The 16,244-nt window shown below is 63.6% G+C and carries 15 protein-coding genes; 5 read left to right on the top strand and 10 right to left on the bottom strand.

Annotation, left to right across the window (positions count from 1 at the left end):
* Window positions 1-92 precede the first annotated feature (92 nt).
* Entirely contained in the window at window positions 93-1,010 is a 918-nt protein-coding gene (locus XB14_RS07815; RefSeq protein WP_077961063.1) for a hypothetical protein, read from the top strand.
* A 105-nt stretch (window positions 1,011-1,115) separates the two neighbouring features.
* Here the strand turns inward: XB14_RS07815 and XB14_RS07810 are convergent, their stop codons facing one another.
* From XB14_RS07810 to XB14_RS07800, 3 genes are all read right to left on the bottom strand, one after another.
* A complete protein-coding gene (locus tag XB14_RS07810) occupies window positions 1,116-1,514 on the bottom strand; it encodes a GFA family protein (RefSeq protein ID WP_077961062.1) in 399 nt (132 codons plus the stop codon).
* A gap of 185 nt (window positions 1,515-1,699) precedes the next feature.
* Window positions 1,700-3,073, bottom strand: coding sequence for a class II 3-deoxy-7-phosphoheptulonate synthase (locus tag XB14_RS07805; RefSeq protein ID WP_077961921.1), 1,374 nt, complete (start codon window positions 3,071-3,073; stop codon window positions 1,700-1,702).
* Between the two features lie 379 nt (window positions 3,074-3,452).
* Window positions 3,453-3,707, bottom strand: a complete 255-nt coding sequence (locus XB14_RS07800; protein ID WP_077961061.1) for a hypothetical protein — start codon at window positions 3,705-3,707, stop codon at window positions 3,453-3,455.
* A gap of 153 nt (window positions 3,708-3,860) precedes the next feature.
* Here XB14_RS07800 and XB14_RS07795 point away from each other — a divergent pair, with 153 nt between their 5' ends.
* On the top strand, window positions 3,861-4,724 hold the full coding sequence (locus XB14_RS07795; protein ID WP_077961060.1) for a LysR family transcriptional regulator: 864 nt from the start codon (window positions 3,861-3,863) through the stop codon (window positions 4,722-4,724).
* A gap of 6 nt (window positions 4,725-4,730) precedes the next feature.
* Here XB14_RS07795 and gor read toward each other — a convergent pair whose 3' ends face one another.
* From gor to rpiA, 3 genes are all read right to left on the bottom strand, one after another.
* The gene (gor, locus tag XB14_RS07790; protein ID WP_077961059.1) at window positions 4,731-6,119 is read right to left on the bottom strand and encodes a glutathione-disulfide reductase; all 1,389 of its coding nucleotides are present in this window, start codon (window positions 6,117-6,119) and stop codon (window positions 4,731-4,733) included.
* Between the two features lie 192 nt (window positions 6,120-6,311).
* Window positions 6,312-6,860 carry a DUF2059 domain-containing protein gene (locus XB14_RS07785; protein ID WP_077961058.1) on the bottom strand — a complete coding sequence of 183 codons (549 nt, stop codon included), beginning with the start codon at window positions 6,858-6,860 and terminating at the stop codon, window positions 6,312-6,314.
* Window positions 6,861-6,979: 119 nt separating this feature from the next.
* On the bottom strand, window positions 6,980-7,675 hold the full coding sequence (gene rpiA, locus XB14_RS07780; protein WP_077961057.1) for a ribose-5-phosphate isomerase RpiA: 696 nt from the start codon (window positions 7,673-7,675) through the stop codon (window positions 6,980-6,982).
* A 224-nt stretch (window positions 7,676-7,899) separates the two neighbouring features.
* Between rpiA and XB14_RS07775 the strand changes: the two genes are divergently transcribed.
* The gene (locus tag XB14_RS07775) at window positions 7,900-8,574 is read left to right on the top strand and encodes an HAD family hydrolase (protein ID WP_077961920.1); all 675 of its coding nucleotides are present in this window, start codon (window positions 7,900-7,902) and stop codon (window positions 8,572-8,574) included.
* Window positions 8,575-8,614: 40 nt separating this feature from the next.
* Here the strand turns inward: XB14_RS07775 and XB14_RS07770 are convergent, their stop codons facing one another.
* A complete protein-coding gene (locus tag XB14_RS07770) occupies window positions 8,615-10,501 on the bottom strand; it encodes a L,D-transpeptidase family protein (RefSeq protein WP_077961056.1) in 1,887 nt (628 codons plus the stop codon).
* Between the two features lie 510 nt (window positions 10,502-11,011).
* Here XB14_RS07770 and fumC point away from each other — a divergent pair.
* Together fumC and XB14_RS07760 are read left to right on the top strand one after the other, a co-directional pair.
* Window positions 11,012-12,403 (top strand): class II fumarate hydratase, encoded by a 1,392-nt coding sequence (gene fumC / locus XB14_RS07765; protein ID WP_077961919.1) that lies wholly within the window; start codon window positions 11,012-11,014, stop codon window positions 12,401-12,403.
* A gap of 192 nt (window positions 12,404-12,595) precedes the next feature.
* Entirely contained in the window at window positions 12,596-13,666 is a 1,071-nt protein-coding gene (locus XB14_RS07760; RefSeq protein WP_077961055.1) for a GGDEF domain-containing protein, read from the top strand.
* On the opposite strand, the gene XB14_RS07755 is transcribed toward XB14_RS07760, so the two are convergent.
* The 3 genes from XB14_RS07755 to XB14_RS07745 form a co-directional block, all read right to left on the bottom strand.
* On the bottom strand, window positions 13,654-14,526 hold the full coding sequence (locus XB14_RS07755) for a M15 family metallopeptidase (protein WP_077961054.1): 873 nt from the start codon (window positions 14,524-14,526) through the stop codon (window positions 13,654-13,656). The two genes, XB14_RS07760 and XB14_RS07755, sit on opposite strands and share 13 nt — an antisense overlap.
* A 63-nt stretch (window positions 14,527-14,589) precedes the next feature.
* A complete protein-coding gene (locus XB14_RS07750; protein WP_077961053.1) occupies window positions 14,590-15,198 on the bottom strand; it encodes a pyridoxamine 5'-phosphate oxidase family protein in 609 nt (202 codons plus the stop codon).
* 125 nt (window positions 15,199-15,323) lie between these two features.
* The gene (locus XB14_RS07745; protein WP_077961052.1) at window positions 15,324-16,232 is read right to left on the bottom strand and encodes an alpha/beta fold hydrolase; all 909 of its coding nucleotides are present in this window, start codon (window positions 16,230-16,232) and stop codon (window positions 15,324-15,326) included.
* Between the last annotated feature and the right edge of the window lie 12 nt (window positions 16,233-16,244).

The following is a 16,244-nucleotide window of genomic DNA, read 5'->3' as shown; positions in this document are numbered from 1 at the left end:
TAGGACGGGCGGAGCTGAGTGGCGATCTGTGACCGGGCACCTTGTATCGGGCATTGGAAAAGCCGCGCGAGCATTGGGGGTATGCGCAGCAGATGCATGTGATGGCAGAGCAGGAAGGCGCAGCGCGGGATGGCTCGCTCGCCTTCACCGCAGAAGGCTTTCTTCGTCATCCGGAGTTGCGTAGCGTGCTGCAGGCGAGCGCGCGCGATCTCATGGCCGCCTACGACATGTTCCCCCGCATCGCTCGCCTTGTCGCCTCCCATCAGAAATGGACGCTCAGCCAGGCCGTCTACGCCCTGCACCTCGAGCGTGAGCCCGGCAATCCCGAAACGGGGATCACGACCGCGCGCCTCCTGAAGTTCATCCACGAGACCGGCGGCGCCAGCCGCAACACGGCTGCGGCCTTTATCGCCGAGCTCGTCACCTACAAGCTCCTGCGCGACGCGGAAGGCGGACGCGCACGCAAGAAGATCCGCCCGCTTGAACCGACGGAGGTCAGCGAAGGCGCGATGCTGCGCTGGTTCATGAGCCAGATGGGAACGCTCGATCGCTTCGACGGCGATTGCCGTGTCGCTCGCGTCGAAGCCGACCGTACGGTTTTCGAGCGGGCGCAGCCGATCGCCGCGCGCCTGCTGCTTTCGGATCGCCGGTGGACGGATCCGCCGGAAGGTGTCGCGGCTTTCGTCTGGACAGAGTGTGGCGGTCTGCTGCTCGACGACCTGATGGCGCGGCCGAAAAGCCTGGAGCCCGTGGACGGCAAGGTCTGGCTGGAGGCGAACCTCTCGGATCTCGCCACGCATTACATGATTTCGAACACCCATATCCGGCGCATCTTCACGCGGGCGCAGGACCTCGGCTTCCTTGGGAGGGCCGACCAGGGTCAGCGCGGCCTGTTCTGGCTGAGCGCGCGGCTGATCGACGAATATTGCCACTGGCAGGCCGTCAAGCTGGCGGGCCTCGCCAATGGCATCGAGCAGGCCGAACGGCAGGCGGCAAGCCCGCCGGCGTGAGGCTCAAAGCTGTCGCATGAAAGAGCCATCACCCGCCGGGTTCTAAGCTCTTGTTTTTATGCATGCCGTTGCCGCAAACCGCTGCACGCTTTTCTGCGGCATGTATCAGACGCGCCCGGCCGCAAATTTCGGCAGGCCGTCCTTGATCTCGTAGAAATCGCCCTGATCTTCGCAGAAGATGTGATAGCCCGCCTTCAGCTCGGTCGGCTTCTCGAAGGCGCCCGCAAGGATCGAGGTGTAGTCCGAGCCATCCGCCTTCCAGAACAGCGCCGACCCGCATTGCCGGCAAAAGCCCCGGCTGGCGCTATCACTGGCCCTGTACCAGGTTACGTTCTCCGCCCCCTCGATCTCGAAGTCCTGGTCCTGAACGTTGGTTGCGGCGTAATACAGCCCGGTCTGCTTCCGGCATTGGCTGCAGTGGCAGAAGATCAGTTCGCGCAGCTCGCCGCGCGCTTTGAAGCGAATGCCGCCACAAAGGCAGCCCCCGTGATGAATGTCCTGCATTGCCCCTCCCCAAGTTCATGACCCCTCGATCGTGCCATGGAGCGTGCCGACGCAAGCGACAGCCCGCGCCGCGCCCTGCTCCAGACACGAAAATGCCGGGCTAGCTTCCAGAGCCGGCCCGGCATTGTCAAATTCAAAGCATCCAAGCGACGTTCAGAAAACCTGAACAATGCCAGAGATTTAGATCAGCCGTTGACGACCATCCTCTTCTCGTCGCGGCCGCCCTTCATGCGTTCGGCGAGCAGGAAGGCGAGTTCCAGCGCCTGGTCCGCGTTGAGGCGCGGGTCGCAATGGGTGTGGTAGCGGTCGGCGAGATCGTCGCCGGAAAGCGCGCGGGCGCCGCCGGTGCATTCTGTCACGTCGTTGCCGGTCATCTCGATGTGGATACCGCCCGGATGCGAGCCTTCGGCACGGTGGATCTGGAAGAAGCTCTCGACTTCCGACAGGATCCGCTCGAACGGACGGGTCTTGTAGTTGTTGAGCGTGATCGTGTTGCCGTGCATCGGGTCGCAGGACCAGACGACCTTCTTGCCTTCGCGCTCGACCGCACGGATGAGGCGCGGCAGATGCTCGGCCACCTTGTCGTGGCCGAAGCGGCAAATCAGCGTCAGACGGCCAGCTTCGTTGGCCGGGTTGAGCAGATCGATCAGCTCCAAGAGACCGTCGGCCGTCAGCGACGGACCACACTTCAGGCCGAGCGGGTTCTTGATGCCGCGGCAGTATTCGATATGCGCATGGTCGGGCTGGCGGGTACGGTCGCCGATCCAGATCATGTGGCCGGACGTGGCGTACCAATCGCCCGAGGTCGAATCGACACGCGTCAGCGCCTGCTCGTAGCCGAGCAGCAGCGCCTCGTGGCTGGTGAAGAAATCGGTCTCGCGCAGGCTCGGATGGTTTTCCGAGGTGATGCCGATTGCCTTCATGAAGTCCATGGTTTCGGAGATGCGGTCGGCGAGCTTGCGGTAGCGCTCGGCCTGCGGGCTGTCCTTGACGAAGCCGAGCATCCACTGGTGCACGTTGTCGAGGTTGGCATAGCCACCCATCGCGAAGGCGCGCAGAAGGTTCAGCGTCGCGGCCGACTGGCGGTAAGCCATGATCTGGCGTTCCGGGTTCGGAATGCGCGCTTCCTCGGTGAACTCGATGCCGTTGATGATGTCGCCGCGGTAGGATGGCAGCGTCACGTCGCCCTGCTTCTCGATGCCCGACGAACGGGGCTTGGCGAACTGGCCGGCAATACGGCCGACCTTCACCACCGGCTGCTGTGCGCCGAAAGTCAGGACGACGGCCATCTGCAGGAAGGCGCGGAAGAAGTCGCGGATCGTATCGGCGCCGTGTTCGGCGAAGCTTTCGGCGCAGTCGCCGCCCTGCAGCAGGAAGCCGCGGCCTTCGGCGACATTGGCAAGGGCGCTCTTCAGGCGGCGTGCTTCACCCGCAAACACCAGCGGCGGATACTTCGCGAGGCGTGCTTCGGTCGCCTCAAGCGCTGCCAGGTCCGGATAGTCCGGCACCTGCTGGATGGGTTTCTGCCGCCAGCTGTTTGGAGTCCAAGTCTGTGCCATTTCGATCACCTGTTGTCTGCCGCGGAACCAACCGCGCGGGTCGCGCCCGGCGGCCAACGCGGCCGCCCGGTATTCGGAAATTTCACTCAACATCCGCAGGCCCTGCCCCGGTCACTCGGCCAAGCCTCGTGCCCGCCCAGCCGAAAACGCCGCGGAATGCGGGCTTATAGACGTTAAGGAAACGCTTGGAAAGCCATCCTATCAGAATTCATTGCTTTGCAGGACGCCCGGAGCGCAAGGATATGTCCGCAGGGCGCACGATCCCGAAAGCACGACCATGTATATCGAAAGAACTGTGCGCGGTTTCAATAGGATAGTGGCGTCCGCGCGCTGCCGCGGCAGCTGCGCGGCAACGCGGCCGAGATAGGCAACGGTGCGTTCATCGATGGTGCCCGACGGCCTGCGGCCCGCAACGGCTGGCCCTCCCGTCCTTGTGCGCCCTGGCGGGCGTCGCAGTGGCGCGTGTCGGGCGAGCGTCCGGCCTGCGCCGACCAAACAGGAAAGAGATGAACGGCAGCACCCAGTGCAGGCCGCGCCACTCCGGCGCGTCCAGCGGATCATCCAGGCCGCTGCGCTGCCCGCGGCGGCTTTCGCGTTGCAGAACCGTCCACATGACTGCCCAATGTTCAAGCATGGTCTTGCCTCCTTTGCCTTGAGACAATCGGAGACCTAATGTCTTTGCCGGCAGCGTTGTAGGCGCACTGCTGAAAGACGTCTTTCATCCGCGAACGGAAGCCAAGGCGGGCGACCCGCGTTAGTACGAGACGAAGACCGCCATGGAGTGCTTATGGCCGAGGCAGCCTGGGACGATTTGAAACTGTTCTATCACGTCGCGACCGAGGGCGGCTTGAGCGGTGCTGCCATGCGGACAGGCTTGAGCGCGCCGACCATCGGCCGCCGCATGCTCGCGCTCGAGCGAGCGACCGGCAGGGCACTCTTCATCCGCAGCCAGCAAGGCTATCGCCTCGCCCACGATGGCCAGATCCTCCTCGAACATGTCCGTGCCATGCGGAATGCCGCCGCGAACATCTCCGACTGGCACCGCGACGCTTTCGCGCTGCCGGTCGTCTCGGTCGCAAGCGACGCCTGGGTCTCAGGCTTCGTCGCCGATCACTCAACCGACATCCGCGCCGCCGGCGACGGTTTTCGCTTCTGCTGCAAGCACGCGCATCGCGGCCTCGACCTGACCTTCAGAGAGGCCGATGTCGCCGTGCTGCACGAAAAGCCGCACTCGGGCAACGTGGCGGTACGCCGCTCGGTGAACATCGCCTATGCCGTCTATCGTCCCGCCAACATGCCGGAGCGCGACGACTTTCCCTGGATATCGATCGGTACCGAAGTCGCCGGTTCGCCGGCCGAGAGATGGGTCTTTGAAAACCGCGAGCAGCAGATCCACACGTGGACCGACAGTCCCGCCCTTCTCGTGCGGCTGATCCGCAACGGCGCCGGACGCGGCGTCCTGCCCGCCTTCGTCGGCGACGGTGATCCGCTCCTCAGGCGCGAAGGCGGGTTGATTGAGGGCCTGACGCATCCGTTGTGGATTGCGGCCAACGACGACGACCGTCGCCGCCCGGAAGTCCGGACGGTCATCGATCGACTCGCCGATCTTTTCAAGCGTGAGGAAGCACGGTTTGCGGGCGCGACCGCCTGAAGCGGGTCAGACCCGCTCGCCCTTGCGGATGCGGTAGGAGGGCGAATACATCGTCACCAATTCTTCCGCCGCCGTCGGGTGCACCGCCATCGTCCGGTCGAAATCGTCCTTGGTGCAGCCGGCCTTCAGCGAAATGCCCAGCAGCTGCGCCATTTCGCCGGCGTCGTGACCGAGGATATGGGCGCCGAGCACCTTGCGGTCGGCGGCATTGACGATCAGCTTCATGATCATCTTTTCCTTGCGGCCCGAAAGCGTCGCCTTCATCGGCCGGAACTCGGCGCGGTAGACTTCGAGTTCGTCGAACCGGCGCGCCGCTTCCTCTTCCGTCAGACCGACGGTACCGATTTCCGGCTGCGAGAAGACGGCGGTCGCGATCAGGTCGTGGTCCGGCGACACCGGATTGTTCCTGTACTCGGTCTCGATGAAGCACATCGCCTCGTGGATTGCGACCGGCGTCAGCTGCACGCGGTCGGTGACGTCACCGAGCGCGTAGATACCGGGTGCGCTGGTGCGCGAGAAGGCGTCGACGACGATGGCGCCACGCTCGTCGGTCTTCACACCTGCAGCTTCGAGGCCAAGTCCCTTCGTGTTCGGCACGCGACCGAGCGCCAGCATCACCTGGTCGACGGCGATATCGCCATGCTTCATCGTGTGCGCGACGCGCTTGCCGTCGGCATCGAGCGTGACCGACTGGATGATGTCTTCGCAAAGGATGCGGATGCCCTTCTCTTCCATCGCCGCATGCAGCCCGCGACGCAGGTCCTGGTCGAAGCGCGAGAGAATTTCCTTGCCGCGATAGATCAGCGTCGTTTCGACGCCGAGGCCGTGGAAGACGTTGGCGAATTCGACGGCGATGTAGCCGCCGCCGGCGATCAGGATCGACTTCGGCAGTTCGGCGAGGTCGAACGCCTCGTTGGAGGAGATGCAATGCTCGTGGCCCGGCAGCGCGTCATGCGGCGTCGGATGGCCGCCGACGGCAATCACGATGCGCTCGGCCGTCACGGTCTTGCCGCTAAACGCCAGACGAACCGTGTTCGGGCCGACAAGCTCGGCGCGCGTATGCAGGATTTCGGCGCCGGCATTGTTCAAGCCCTTCTGGTAGAGCCCTTCGAGCCGGGTGATTTCCTGTTCCTTGGCGGCGACCAGCTTCTTCCAGTCGAACCGGCTTTCGCCGACCGTCCAGCCGAAGCCGGCCGCATCCTCGAAGTGCTCCGAATATTGCGACGCGTAGACATAGAGCTTCTTCGGCACGCAGCCGCGAATGACGCAGGTGCCGCCGTAACGAAATTCTTCGGCGATCGCGACCTTCTTGCCGAGGCTTGCGGCCAGGCGCCCGCTTCTGACGCCACCCGAACCGCCGCCGATTACGAAAAGGTCATAGTCGAAAGCGGGCATGGGCAGTCTCCTGAAAGCAAGCGGGCCGAATTGGCGATCTGAAAAGCGCGCCGGCCGATCTTGGCGGCGACACGCAACCGGGCGCAGCGAAGGGCCGCGCCGCAGGCACATATAGTGGAGCCCCCGGGCAAAAGAAAAGCCCGGATCGCTCCGGGCTCCTCGAAACGTGATGAAGGCGCTCGGCGCCGCAGCTTATTGTGCCGGTGCCTGAACTGCGCCTTCGGCTGCAGCCGGCTGGGTGCTGCCGACCTTTTCGTCGAGCGACTTGGTCGCTTCCTGGGTCAGATCGCGCGAAACGCCGGACGCCCAGATGTCGGCGGCCTTGAGGAGCTCGCGCGAGGCGATCGGACCGTCGTTCAACAGCTTCTTGCCGGCGGCAGAGTTGTAGAACTCGGTGATGGCGTTCAGCTCTTCGAGCGAAAAGGTCTTGGCGTAGATCGTCGCTGCTTCGTTTTCGAGATCGGCGCGGCGGGCGGCGAGGGTCAGCGCCTTCTCGTCGACGGTCGCGGTGATCAGTTCCTGATGGTTCGGCGACGCCTGGATCAGCGTGTTCTTCAGGCGCTCGGCAAGGTTCGGCAGAATGTTGTCGAAGCTGTTGGTCACGCCGAGAGCGGCGATCGTCGCGCGCGCCGCCTTGATCTGGTCTTCGGAGACATCCTGGGCCTTGACCGCCGGAACGGACGCGGACAGCAGAACCGCGGTGGCAGCGAAAGTGCGGACAAGACCTGCGAGTTTGTTCATTTTTACCCTTGCTCCTGTGTTTGTCGCATGCTGCCCGGGCGATTGCCGCCGCAAGGCCCGCATGTATGGAAACCTGTTGTCTTCACCGCCCCTGCCCCTCAAGGGACAACGAGGCCGGCTCAGGACGCCGTCAGCGTGCGTGCCCCTTGCGGCCCGGCAATGATTGCCAGCGAAGCGATACCGATGAAAAGCCCGTGCTCGACGACACCGGGAATGGCATTCAGCTCCCCCGCGAGCGCATCTGCATCAGGAATACGGCCAAAAGATGCATCGAGAATGAGGTGCCCGCCGTCCGTCAGGAAGGCGCCGTCATGGGACTGGCGGACAGTGATATCGCCGGAAAGGCCGAGGCGCGAGGCGACCTTTTCGATCGCGATCCGGGTTGCCACCTGACCGAAAGGATTGACCTCGATCGGCAGTTTGAAAGCGCCGAGAACATCGACGACCTTCGTCTCGTCGGCAATCACGATCATCCGGTTGGAGGCGGCCGCGACGATCTTTTCGCGCAGCAGCGCACCGCCGCCGCCCTTGATCAGCCGCAATCGGCCATCGACCTCGTCGGCTCCGTCGATCGTCAGATCGAGCTCCGGCAGTTCATCGAGCGATTTCAGCGGAACGCCCAGTTCGAGGCAGAGACGCGCGGTGCGCTCCGAGGTGGGAACGCCTTCGATGCGAAAGCCGGCGGCGACCTTCTCGGCCAAGAGCCGGACAAACTCCTCGGCCGTCGAGCCCGTACCGATGCCGAGACGCATGCCGTCCTCGACATATTCCAGCGCCGCGGCCGCGGCTTTGATTTTCATTTCGCGGGCGTCCATGCGCCGGTCGCTCCCTTGTGATTCGCACGGGCAGCAGGCCGCAATCAGCGAACGGCCGCCCGTTTTCCGCTGTGACACTTACACGCCCGACGACGCAAACAAAAGTCAAAATGAAACCGGCGTTCAGGATTCCGCATGGCTGGCCGCGCCGGCTTGCCATTGCAATCGCCGATGAGTTCGCCTACCCGATCAGCAACGGTTTTCAGCACCAAGAGGTTTTCTCCTTGTCTTCTCCCATTGTCGTCTTCGATCTCGACGGAACGCTCGTCGACACGGCGCCGGACCTGGTCGCCAGCCTCAACCATGCGGTCACCCAGGCCGGCGTCGAGCCGGTTACCTATGGCGACCTCACGCATCTTGTCGGCCATGGCGCGCGCGCCATGATCGAGCGCACCTTTGCGCTCAGGCAGAAACCGCTCGCCGAAGACATGCTGGAATGGCAGCTGAAGGAGTTCGTCGATTTCTACCACGGCTCGATGCCGGGCGAATCGCTGCCCTATCCGGGCCTGATCGACGCGCTCGACCGCCTCTCGGGCGCCGGCTTCAAGCTTGCCGTGTGCACCAACAAGCCGGAAAAGCTCGCCACCCGCCTGCTCGAGCGCCTCGGCCTGATCGAGCGCTTCGCGGCGATCTCGGGCGGCGATACCTTTGAAGTGCGCAAGCCCAATGCCGAGCACCTCCTGCGGACGGTCAGCAATGCCGGCGGCCTGGCGACCCGCACCGTGATGGTTGGCGACAGCCTCAACGACTTCCTCGTCGCCCGCAATGCTCAGGTGCCCTCGATCGCCGTTCCCTTCGGCTATTCCGATGTACCGGTCGAAAGCCTCGACCCCACCGTTGTCATCAGCCACTTCGACGAGCTGACCCCGGATCTGGTCTCGGGCCTGTTTTCCAAATAGCAGACAAGAAAAAGGCCGCTCGAAGCGGCCTTTTTCTTGCTTATCCTTCCGCCCGGCGCGCGCCGCGCGTCGCATCGAAGGCCCGGTTCATGTACATGTCGCGCTCATAGACGTCGTTGAAGTACTCGACGACGCCGTCCTTGTTCGGCCAAGCCGTGAAGTAGGCGACGTAGACCGGAACCTTCACCGGAACCTGCAGCGCCTTGTTGCGGCCGCCGGCGATCTCCTTGCCGACATCGTCGACACTCGTGCCGAGCACGGCCGCCGCCATCAGGCGCGGATCGGCAAGCCGCACGCAGCCATGGCTGAGCGCGCGGTTGTCACGCTTGAAGAAGCTCTTCGACGGCGTGTCGTGCATGTAGATCGCGTGGCTGTTGGGGAACAGGATCTTCAACTCGCCGAGCGCATTGTCGCTGCTCGGCGGCTGGCGCACCGCGACCGAAGCGGTCGAGCCGTTCCAGTTCACCGATGCCGACGGCACCGGTCGGCCGCCAACCTCGACCTGGTAGCCCATGCGGTCGAGATAGTTCGGATCGCTCCTGAGCTTCGGCAGCATCTCGTTGACGATGATCGACTGCGGCACGCCCCAATAGGGATTGACCTCGACCGTCTGGATCTCGTCCTGGAAGAAGTAGGTCTGGTTCGCCTTCGAGCCGACGACGACGCGCATGGAGAACTGCTCCGCGCCCTTGTCGGCATAGGTGGCGGTAAAGGCCGGCTGGTTGATGAAAACATAGCGGTCGCCAAGGCCATCGGGCAGCCAGCGCGCCTGCTCCATGGCGATTTCGAGCTTGTTGATCTTGGAGGCAATCGTGTCGCCGCCGGTCAGGATGCGAAGCGACGCCTGGCCGACGACGCCGTCGGCCTTGAGCCCGTGCTCCTGCTGGAAGGCCTCGACCACGGCAACCAGCTCCGGCGTGTATTCCGGCGTGCCCTGGTAGGCGGCAAGAACCGTGGCATGATCGGTCTTCAGCTTTTCCGAGCCTTTGAGCCGGATACCCGCGATGATATTCGCGAGTTCAGGATTGCTCTGGCCCGGCTTCAGCAGCGTGCCGGGCGCGATTTCGACGCGTTGCTCGACGCTCTGCTCGGAGCGCAGCTTCACCAGTTCGGCGGAGAGAGCGGCAAATTGCGCGCTCTTCGGGTTCTGCTCATTGAGAAGCGCGGTCATGTCGCTGCTCGTCGACATCTTGTCGAGAAGCGGCAACAGCTCGACCGTCTTGCGCTTGAAGTCGTGGTAGCCGGAGATTTTGTTCGGATCGATGCGGCCGCGCACGGTATCCTGCACGTAGCTGAGCGCTGCTGCCGAAAGCGCGATCTCGAACTGTACCAGCTCCTTTTCGCGGGCGATCATGTCGCCGCGATCGAACGTATCGGAGGGCACGTTGACGGCGTAGTCCTGCGGGTCGAGACCGACCTTGGCCGCGTCGGCAAGAACGGCGACCGCCGCCTTCGCCTTGGCGTTGACGCCTTCGGCGCCGATCCAGATGTAGTCCATGCGGGCGCCGTAATGGGCTTCGACCGCTTTTGCGACATCGCCCGAGGTCCGCACGTTGATCCCGGGAAGGAACTGCCGCGCGTCGGCAAGCGGCGTGCGCAGCATCGGCGGCAGCGCATCGTTGCGCACGGAACCGGTAACGACAGGATCGAGCAGCTTGTCGGTTGAAATCCGGCGCAGCGGTTCGGCCTTGTAGGTATAGTATTTCGGGCCGGTGATCTTCGGCAGCGGCCTGGCCGCCTGCTGCGGGTCAGCCATCGTGCCGACACCGGGGAGCGGCTGGGTCGGCTGCACCTGCGCCTCGGGCTTCTTTCTGCCCGCCCGAATGAAATCGCCGAACGTGAAGGCCGAAGCCGGCCGCGCGTCCATGGTCGCGATCGCACAGCCGCTCATGAGCGCTACGATCGCTGCCGTCTTAAGAACTCTCATATGAAACTACGTCCCCGTATCGCGTTGTCGCCGAATTCGGCTGAAGCCAGATTCTCGCCACGCCCTCGTGCGCTAAAAGTTATAGAAAAGGATGGTGAATGAAAAGGAAACGCGCCGAAACCGATCGTCCTTAAACCTCGCTGCGAAATCTCCTGAACGCCTCATTTGCAAGACGTTCGGGCGGTCATAAAAATTTGATCCCAATGGATTTTATTTCAGCGGACGCGTTCATGCCGGCAGTGGCCGACGACAGGCGCGGGAAAAGAAGATCGCGTCTGTGACTGAAACATCACAACGGCCCGACGAGCCCGGCAGAGGCCGAATCACCATGGCTGCGCGCGCATCCCGACGCGCCATGGGGTTTCAAACGATTGTAGCATAGCCAGCCATGGCGCGCCCCTTTACAAGCTCCGGCCGTCGGGGCAGAGAGAGGCCCGGCACCCTGGAGAGATCAGCCAAACGGCCCCTCGCCCAGGCTTCATGAACCGCATGATCAAGGCAGGTATCACGATGACATCGACGCGCACGGAAACAGATACGTTCGGCCCCATCGAAGTGGCTAACGACCGCTATTGGGGCGCCCAGGCCCAGCGTTCGCTCGGCAACTTCAAGATCGGCTGGGAAAAACAGCCGGCCTCGATCGTCCGGGCGCTCGGCATCGTCAAGCAGGCCGCCGCCCGCACCAACCAGGCGCTCGGCCGCCTGGATTCGGGTGTCGCCGATGCCATCGTCAAGGCTTCCCAGGAAGTCATCGACGGCAAGCTCAACGACCACTTCCCGCTCGTCGTCTGGCAGACCGGCTCCGGCACCCAGTCGAACATGAACGCCAACGAGGTGATCTCGAACCGCGCCATCGAACTCCTGGGCGGCGTCATGGGCTCGAAGAAGCCGGTGCATCCGAACGACCACGTCAACATGAGCCAGTCGTCGAACGACACCTATCCGACGGCCATGCACATCGCCTGCGCCGAGCGCGTCATCCATGACCTGCTGCCGGCGCTGAAGCACCTGCACAAGGCGCTGGAAGCCAAGGTCAAGGCCTTCGACCACATCATCAAGATCGGCCGTACCCACACCCAGGATGCAACGCCGCTGACGCTCGGCCAGGAATTCTCCGGCTACGCCGCCCAGGTCGCCTCCTCGATCAAGCGCATCGAAATGACGCTGCCGGGCCTTTGCGAACTCGCCCAGGGCGGCACGGCCGTCGGTACCGGCCTCAACGCTCCAGTCGGCTTTGCCGAGAAGGTTGCCGAAGAGATCGCCAAGATCACCGGCATTGCCTTCACCTCGGCGCCGAACAAGTTCGAAGCGCTCGCCGCCCATGATTCCATGGTCTTCAGCCACGGCGCGATCAACGCGACGGCCGCCGCCCTCTTCAAGATCGCCAACGACATCCGTTTCCTCGGCTCCGGCCCGCGCTCGGGCCTTGGCGAACTGTCGCTGCCGGAAAACGAGCCTGGCTCATCGATCATGCCCGGCAAGGTCAACCCGACCCAGTGCGAAGCGCTCACCCAGGTCTGCGTCCAGGTGTTCGGCAACCACGCCGCACTCACCTTCGCCGGCAGCCAGGGCCATTTCGAGCTCAACGTCTTCAACCCGCTGATGGCCTACAACTTCCTGCAGTCGGTGCAGCTGCTCGCCGATGCCGCCGTCTCCTTCACCGACAACTGCGTCGTCGGCATCGAGGCACGCGAAGACAACATCAAGGCGGCGCTCGACCGCTCGCTGATGCTGGTAACGGCCCTTGCCCCGAAGATCGGCTACGACAACGCCGCCAAGATCGCCAAGACCGCCCACAAGAACGGCACGACGCTGCGCGAAGAAGCCGTCGGCGGCGGCTATGTGACGAACGAAGAGTTCGACGCGGTCGTTCGTCCCGAAACGATGATCAGCCCGGCCTGATCCATTTTGATACACCACGGCGCCGGCCTGGCGCCGTGGCTTCATGTCGCGAACGCGCGCAATCGAGCGGCCGAACGGCTGCGATCGAGCCACTGGCGACGTCGCGGTGGCGGCAAATATTAAGACTTCGCAAATCATTTGCCCCTAAAAATAACAACCGGTAAGCAGCGATTCACATTAGGGGGTTTGCAGATGCAAACGGCAAACTCGGGCAAGGCACAGACGCCCGATATCGCAGCGCAGGTAACCCATGCGATGCGCATGATGGGTGTGGCACCCATCCCCCGCAACTACGAGCTCTATTACGAAGCCTATCTCGGCTCCAATCCGCAATTGTCGAAGGAGCTCGCGGCGCTCGGCAGCCGCGCGACCCAGGAAGAGCTGGACGCGATCGGCGCCCAGTACTTCAGCCATATTCACCGATCGCACGGTATCGAACGCGCCCATACCACGCTTGCGGCCAAGCTTGCCGAACTCGTGACCCTGTTGCGCGACGAGCAGTATGCGCTCGAGACCTACAATAAGGTTCTCGACGAGGCCTATGTCAACATCGTCAGCAAGAGCGCATCGAGCGCCGATCTCCTGCGCCACGCGATCGGCATTCTGACCGAAGCGACGGCAGAAACGATGAGCCAGGGCAAGGAACGCGTCGAGACCGTCGTGCAGAAGTCCTTCGAGATGGAGGTCATCCGGCAGGAACTCGATGAATACAAGCGCATCGCCAATACCGATTCGCTGACGCGCCTCGCCAACCGCCGTGCCTTCGATGACAATCTGGCCGCCGTCTACAACAACGAGCACCTGAGGAACTTCACCGGCCTGCTCGTTGCCGATATCGACCATTTCAAGAAGGTCAACGACACCTTCGGCCATCCGGTCGGCGACAAGATCCTGGCGACCGTCGGCGGCGTGCTTCGCGCCAATCTGCGCCGCGAGGCCTTCGTCGCCCGCACCGGCGGCGAAGAATTCGCCATCATCCTTGGCGACAGCAGCCAGGAAGAATGCCTGCAGATCGCCGATCGGATCCGCACCGTGCTCGCGGCCACGCCCTTTCGCAATTCCAAGACCGGCGTCAACTACGGCCCGATCACGCTTTCCGTCGGCGTCTGCATGGCGACGGCGGCCGAAGATCCGGTCGATCTCTACAACAAGGCGGATATCGCGCTCTATTCGGCCAAGAATGGTGGGCGCAACAAGACCATTCTCTTCGAAGATGGCATGCGCAAGGAATCCGGCCGCAACTGGCTGATCTACCGGCGCTGAGAAAGCGTCTTCCCCCGGCGATGCGACCCATGATTGGCGCCCTTCACGGGCGCCTCTTGCGCTTTGATGCCTCCACGTTGAACCGTCGCATCCGCGCCGGCCGCCCGCGCGATTGCAATCATCTCCGGCCGATATTCGAAGTGCATCGTGTCGAAGTGATACCAGCGGCCACCCCAGATGAAGCCGTGTTTCTCGAAGATCTCGACAATCTCAAGGGGATAGCGGTTGCGATAGCGCGTGCCGCCCTTCCCGGCCCAGCGCCAGTAATCGGCAAAGCGCGTGTTGAGATCGATGGCCGCACCGAAACTGTGAACCGAAAGCGTCGAAGCACCGGCAATCGGTCGCCAGTTGAAAGTACCGGCGCTTGGGCTCAGATAGGGCCTGAGTTCGGGACGAGCGGAAAGATCGGCGGCCACCGCTTTCAGCGCCCGCGCCGCGCCATGCCTTTTCGTCACCCGCAGCCGTTCGCCAAACCAGTCAACCGAAACGAGATCCCGCCGGACAGCCGCAGCGCTGCCGCCATAAAGTCGCTTCAGCAGCGCTTCGCTGCGAATGCGCCCCGGATCGAAATCGACGGCCGGTGATCCGGCACAGGCGCCGGGCGGATAGATCTGCGACAGGCTGTCCTCGACATCGGCCTTGGCCAGCTTCTCGGCATGCGTCTTCGCCTTGCCGTCATCGATGACGATCGGCGGTCCGCCATCGCCGAGGACCAGTGCATTGACGTCGATGCGCTCTATGGCATCCGGATAGGCATCAGCCAGCAGCCGCAGCTTCTCCGATAGCGTTGGTTCGACGGCCGACGCGTTGCCGGCCAGAAGACCCAAAAGGACCGCACCTGTCGGAACTCGCCGCCACACCCTCGCCTCCACCCATGCACCACGCTGAGCTGGGCGACCGTACGGGGTCGGCCCGATGGCAGCCTACCACATGGTCTTGGCGGCGCGCTCCGGCCATTCGCGATCGTAGGTCTCGCGGTCAAAATCCGCCTTGGCGGCTTTGAGCAGCGTGCCCGGCGTCGGCAGAGACGCCGGATCGAGGAAACGATCGGGGTTCCAGAGCTGCGCCCGCATGACGGCGCGGGCGCACTGGAAATAGACCTCGCCGATCGTCACGACGATGACGCTGCGCGGGTGCTTGCCATCGACCTCGAAGCTGCCGGTAAGCTCCGGATCGATGCTGAGGACCGCCGTGCCGTTGATGCGCATCGTCGTGTTCGAGCCGGGGATCAGGAACATCAGTGCCACGCGCGGGTCGCGCACGATATTGGCGAGCGAATCGACGCGGTTGTTGCCGCGCCAGTCGGGAAGCAGCACCGTCCTGTCGTCGGCGATCCTGACGACACAGTCGTCGTCGCCGCGCGGCGAACAATCCAAGCCTTCCGGGCCGACCGTTGCAAGCGCGCAGAAGGGAGAAGCCTCGATCATCAGTCGGTACTCGGCCGTCAGCGTCTTGGTGACCTTGGCCACCGACGCTTCGCTGACGCCGCCATAGAGCGTGTTGAGTTCCTCGACCGAGGTGATGACCGACATGCCGTCCTCCAATGCTGCCAAAGTCCCGGGGAACGATGAGGGCGCGAAGTTGCGCAGAGAATCCCGGGCGAGCGACCCTTCGGCCGATAGCATGACAGTCTGATGACGAGGTCAACGAAAAATGGTCAGGCGGCGGCTTTTTGATCTTCCGCGTGTATGAACGCATTGACCCGCTCGATCACCGGGGCGGCTGAGACGATGCGGCGATGGCCAAGGCCGTTAGCCCAGTGCATCTCGACATTTGGCCCGGCCGCCGCATAGCGGCGCGCGTGGTCGGCCGAGACTTCCTTGTCGTCCTCGGCATGAATGACGAGCGTCTGCGTGCCCAGCGTGCCCACGACCTTCGCCGCGTCGAAATCCTCCAGACGACGCCCGGCGAGCCGCTCCACGACGCCTTCGAAGGCAGCCTGCGTCTTCGGTGCGAGGCGAAGAATTTTTCCGAAGCCTTTGAAAAGCCAGGTCATCTCGCTCGGTGCGCCGATCAGCACCATCTTTCTCGCCACATGATTGCGCACGTCGCACACGATGCCGCCGGCCGCGCAAGCCAAGCTACCGCCGCCGAAGGAATGGCCGACGCAGACGTCGAAATCGCCGAAATGCCGCCAGGCGGCATCGATCGACCTCACGGCGGCAGGCATCGTCAACGTACGCCCCGGCGAGCCGCCATGTCCCGGCCAGTCGAGCGTCACCACCTCGGAGCCGCCCTTGACCAGTCCGTCGATCATCGCGGCCAGATAGTCACTGCGCGACCCCCAGCCGTGCACGAGGAGGATGCGTTTGGTGTTCGCAGCCCTGCGTGCCGGAAAGAACTGGCGCGCCAGTACCCAGCCTCCGGCGTAGGAAAGGGTCACCGGATGCCCCTTGGCAATCAGCGGCGCTGCAGCGGCGAGCGCCGCCTTCTCCTTGGCGTTCTTGGGCTTTCGGCCGGGCGTGAGGGTGAACAGCCTGAAGGCGAGCCGACCGGCTGCATCGGGAGAGAACGCGGCGACGCCTTTTAGCGCCTGACGGATGACCTTGATCGCAAAGGGTGCCATAGTGGGAATCTC

Origin of the sequence: Ensifer adhaerens (assembly GCF_002007205.1) — a bacterium.
In the GTDB taxonomy this organism is placed as follows: Bacteria; Pseudomonadota; Alphaproteobacteria; order Rhizobiales; family Rhizobiaceae; genus Ensifer; species Ensifer adhaerens_D.
This window is presented reverse-complemented; position numbering and strand designations above follow the sequence as displayed.

Bases quoted from the DNA above. Each gene is read 5' to 3' on its own strand.
- XB14_RS07815 (WP_077961063.1), top strand. From the start codon at position 93: ATGCATGTGATGGCAGAGCAGGAAGGCGCAGCGCGGGATGGCTCGCTC.
- XB14_RS07810 (WP_077961062.1), bottom strand. From the start codon at position 1,514: ATGCAGGACATTCATCACGGGGGCTGCCTTTGTGGCGGCATTCGCTTC.
- XB14_RS07805 (WP_077961921.1), bottom strand. From the start codon at position 3,073: ATGGCACAGACTTGGACTCCAAACAGCTGGCGGCAGAAACCCATCCAG.
- XB14_RS07800 (WP_077961061.1), bottom strand. From the start codon at position 3,707: ATGCTTGAACATTGGGCAGTCATGTGGACGGTTCTGCAACGCGAAAGC.
- XB14_RS07795 (WP_077961060.1), top strand. From the start codon at position 3,861: ATGGCCGAGGCAGCCTGGGACGATTTGAAACTGTTCTATCACGTCGCG.
- gor (WP_077961059.1), bottom strand. From the start codon at position 6,119: ATGCCCGCTTTCGACTATGACCTTTTCGTAATCGGCGGCGGTTCGGGT.
- XB14_RS07785 (WP_077961058.1), bottom strand. From the start codon at position 6,860: ATGAACAAACTCGCAGGTCTTGTCCGCACTTTCGCTGCCACCGCGGTT.
- rpiA (WP_077961057.1), bottom strand. From the start codon at position 7,675: ATGGACGCCCGCGAAATGAAAATCAAAGCCGCGGCCGCGGCGCTGGAA.
- XB14_RS07770 (WP_077961056.1), bottom strand. From the start codon at position 10,501: ATGAGAGTTCTTAAGACGGCAGCGATCGTAGCGCTCATGAGCGGCTGT.
- fumC (WP_077961919.1), top strand. From the start codon at position 11,012: ATGACATCGACGCGCACGGAAACAGATACGTTCGGCCCCATCGAAGTG.
- XB14_RS07760 (WP_077961055.1), top strand. From the start codon at position 12,596: ATGCAAACGGCAAACTCGGGCAAGGCACAGACGCCCGATATCGCAGCG.
- XB14_RS07750 (WP_077961053.1), bottom strand. From the start codon at position 15,198: ATGTCGGTCATCACCTCGGTCGAGGAACTCAACACGCTCTATGGCGGC.
- XB14_RS07745 (WP_077961052.1), bottom strand. From the start codon at position 16,232: ATGGCACCCTTTGCGATCAAGGTCATCCGTCAGGCGCTAAAAGGCGTC.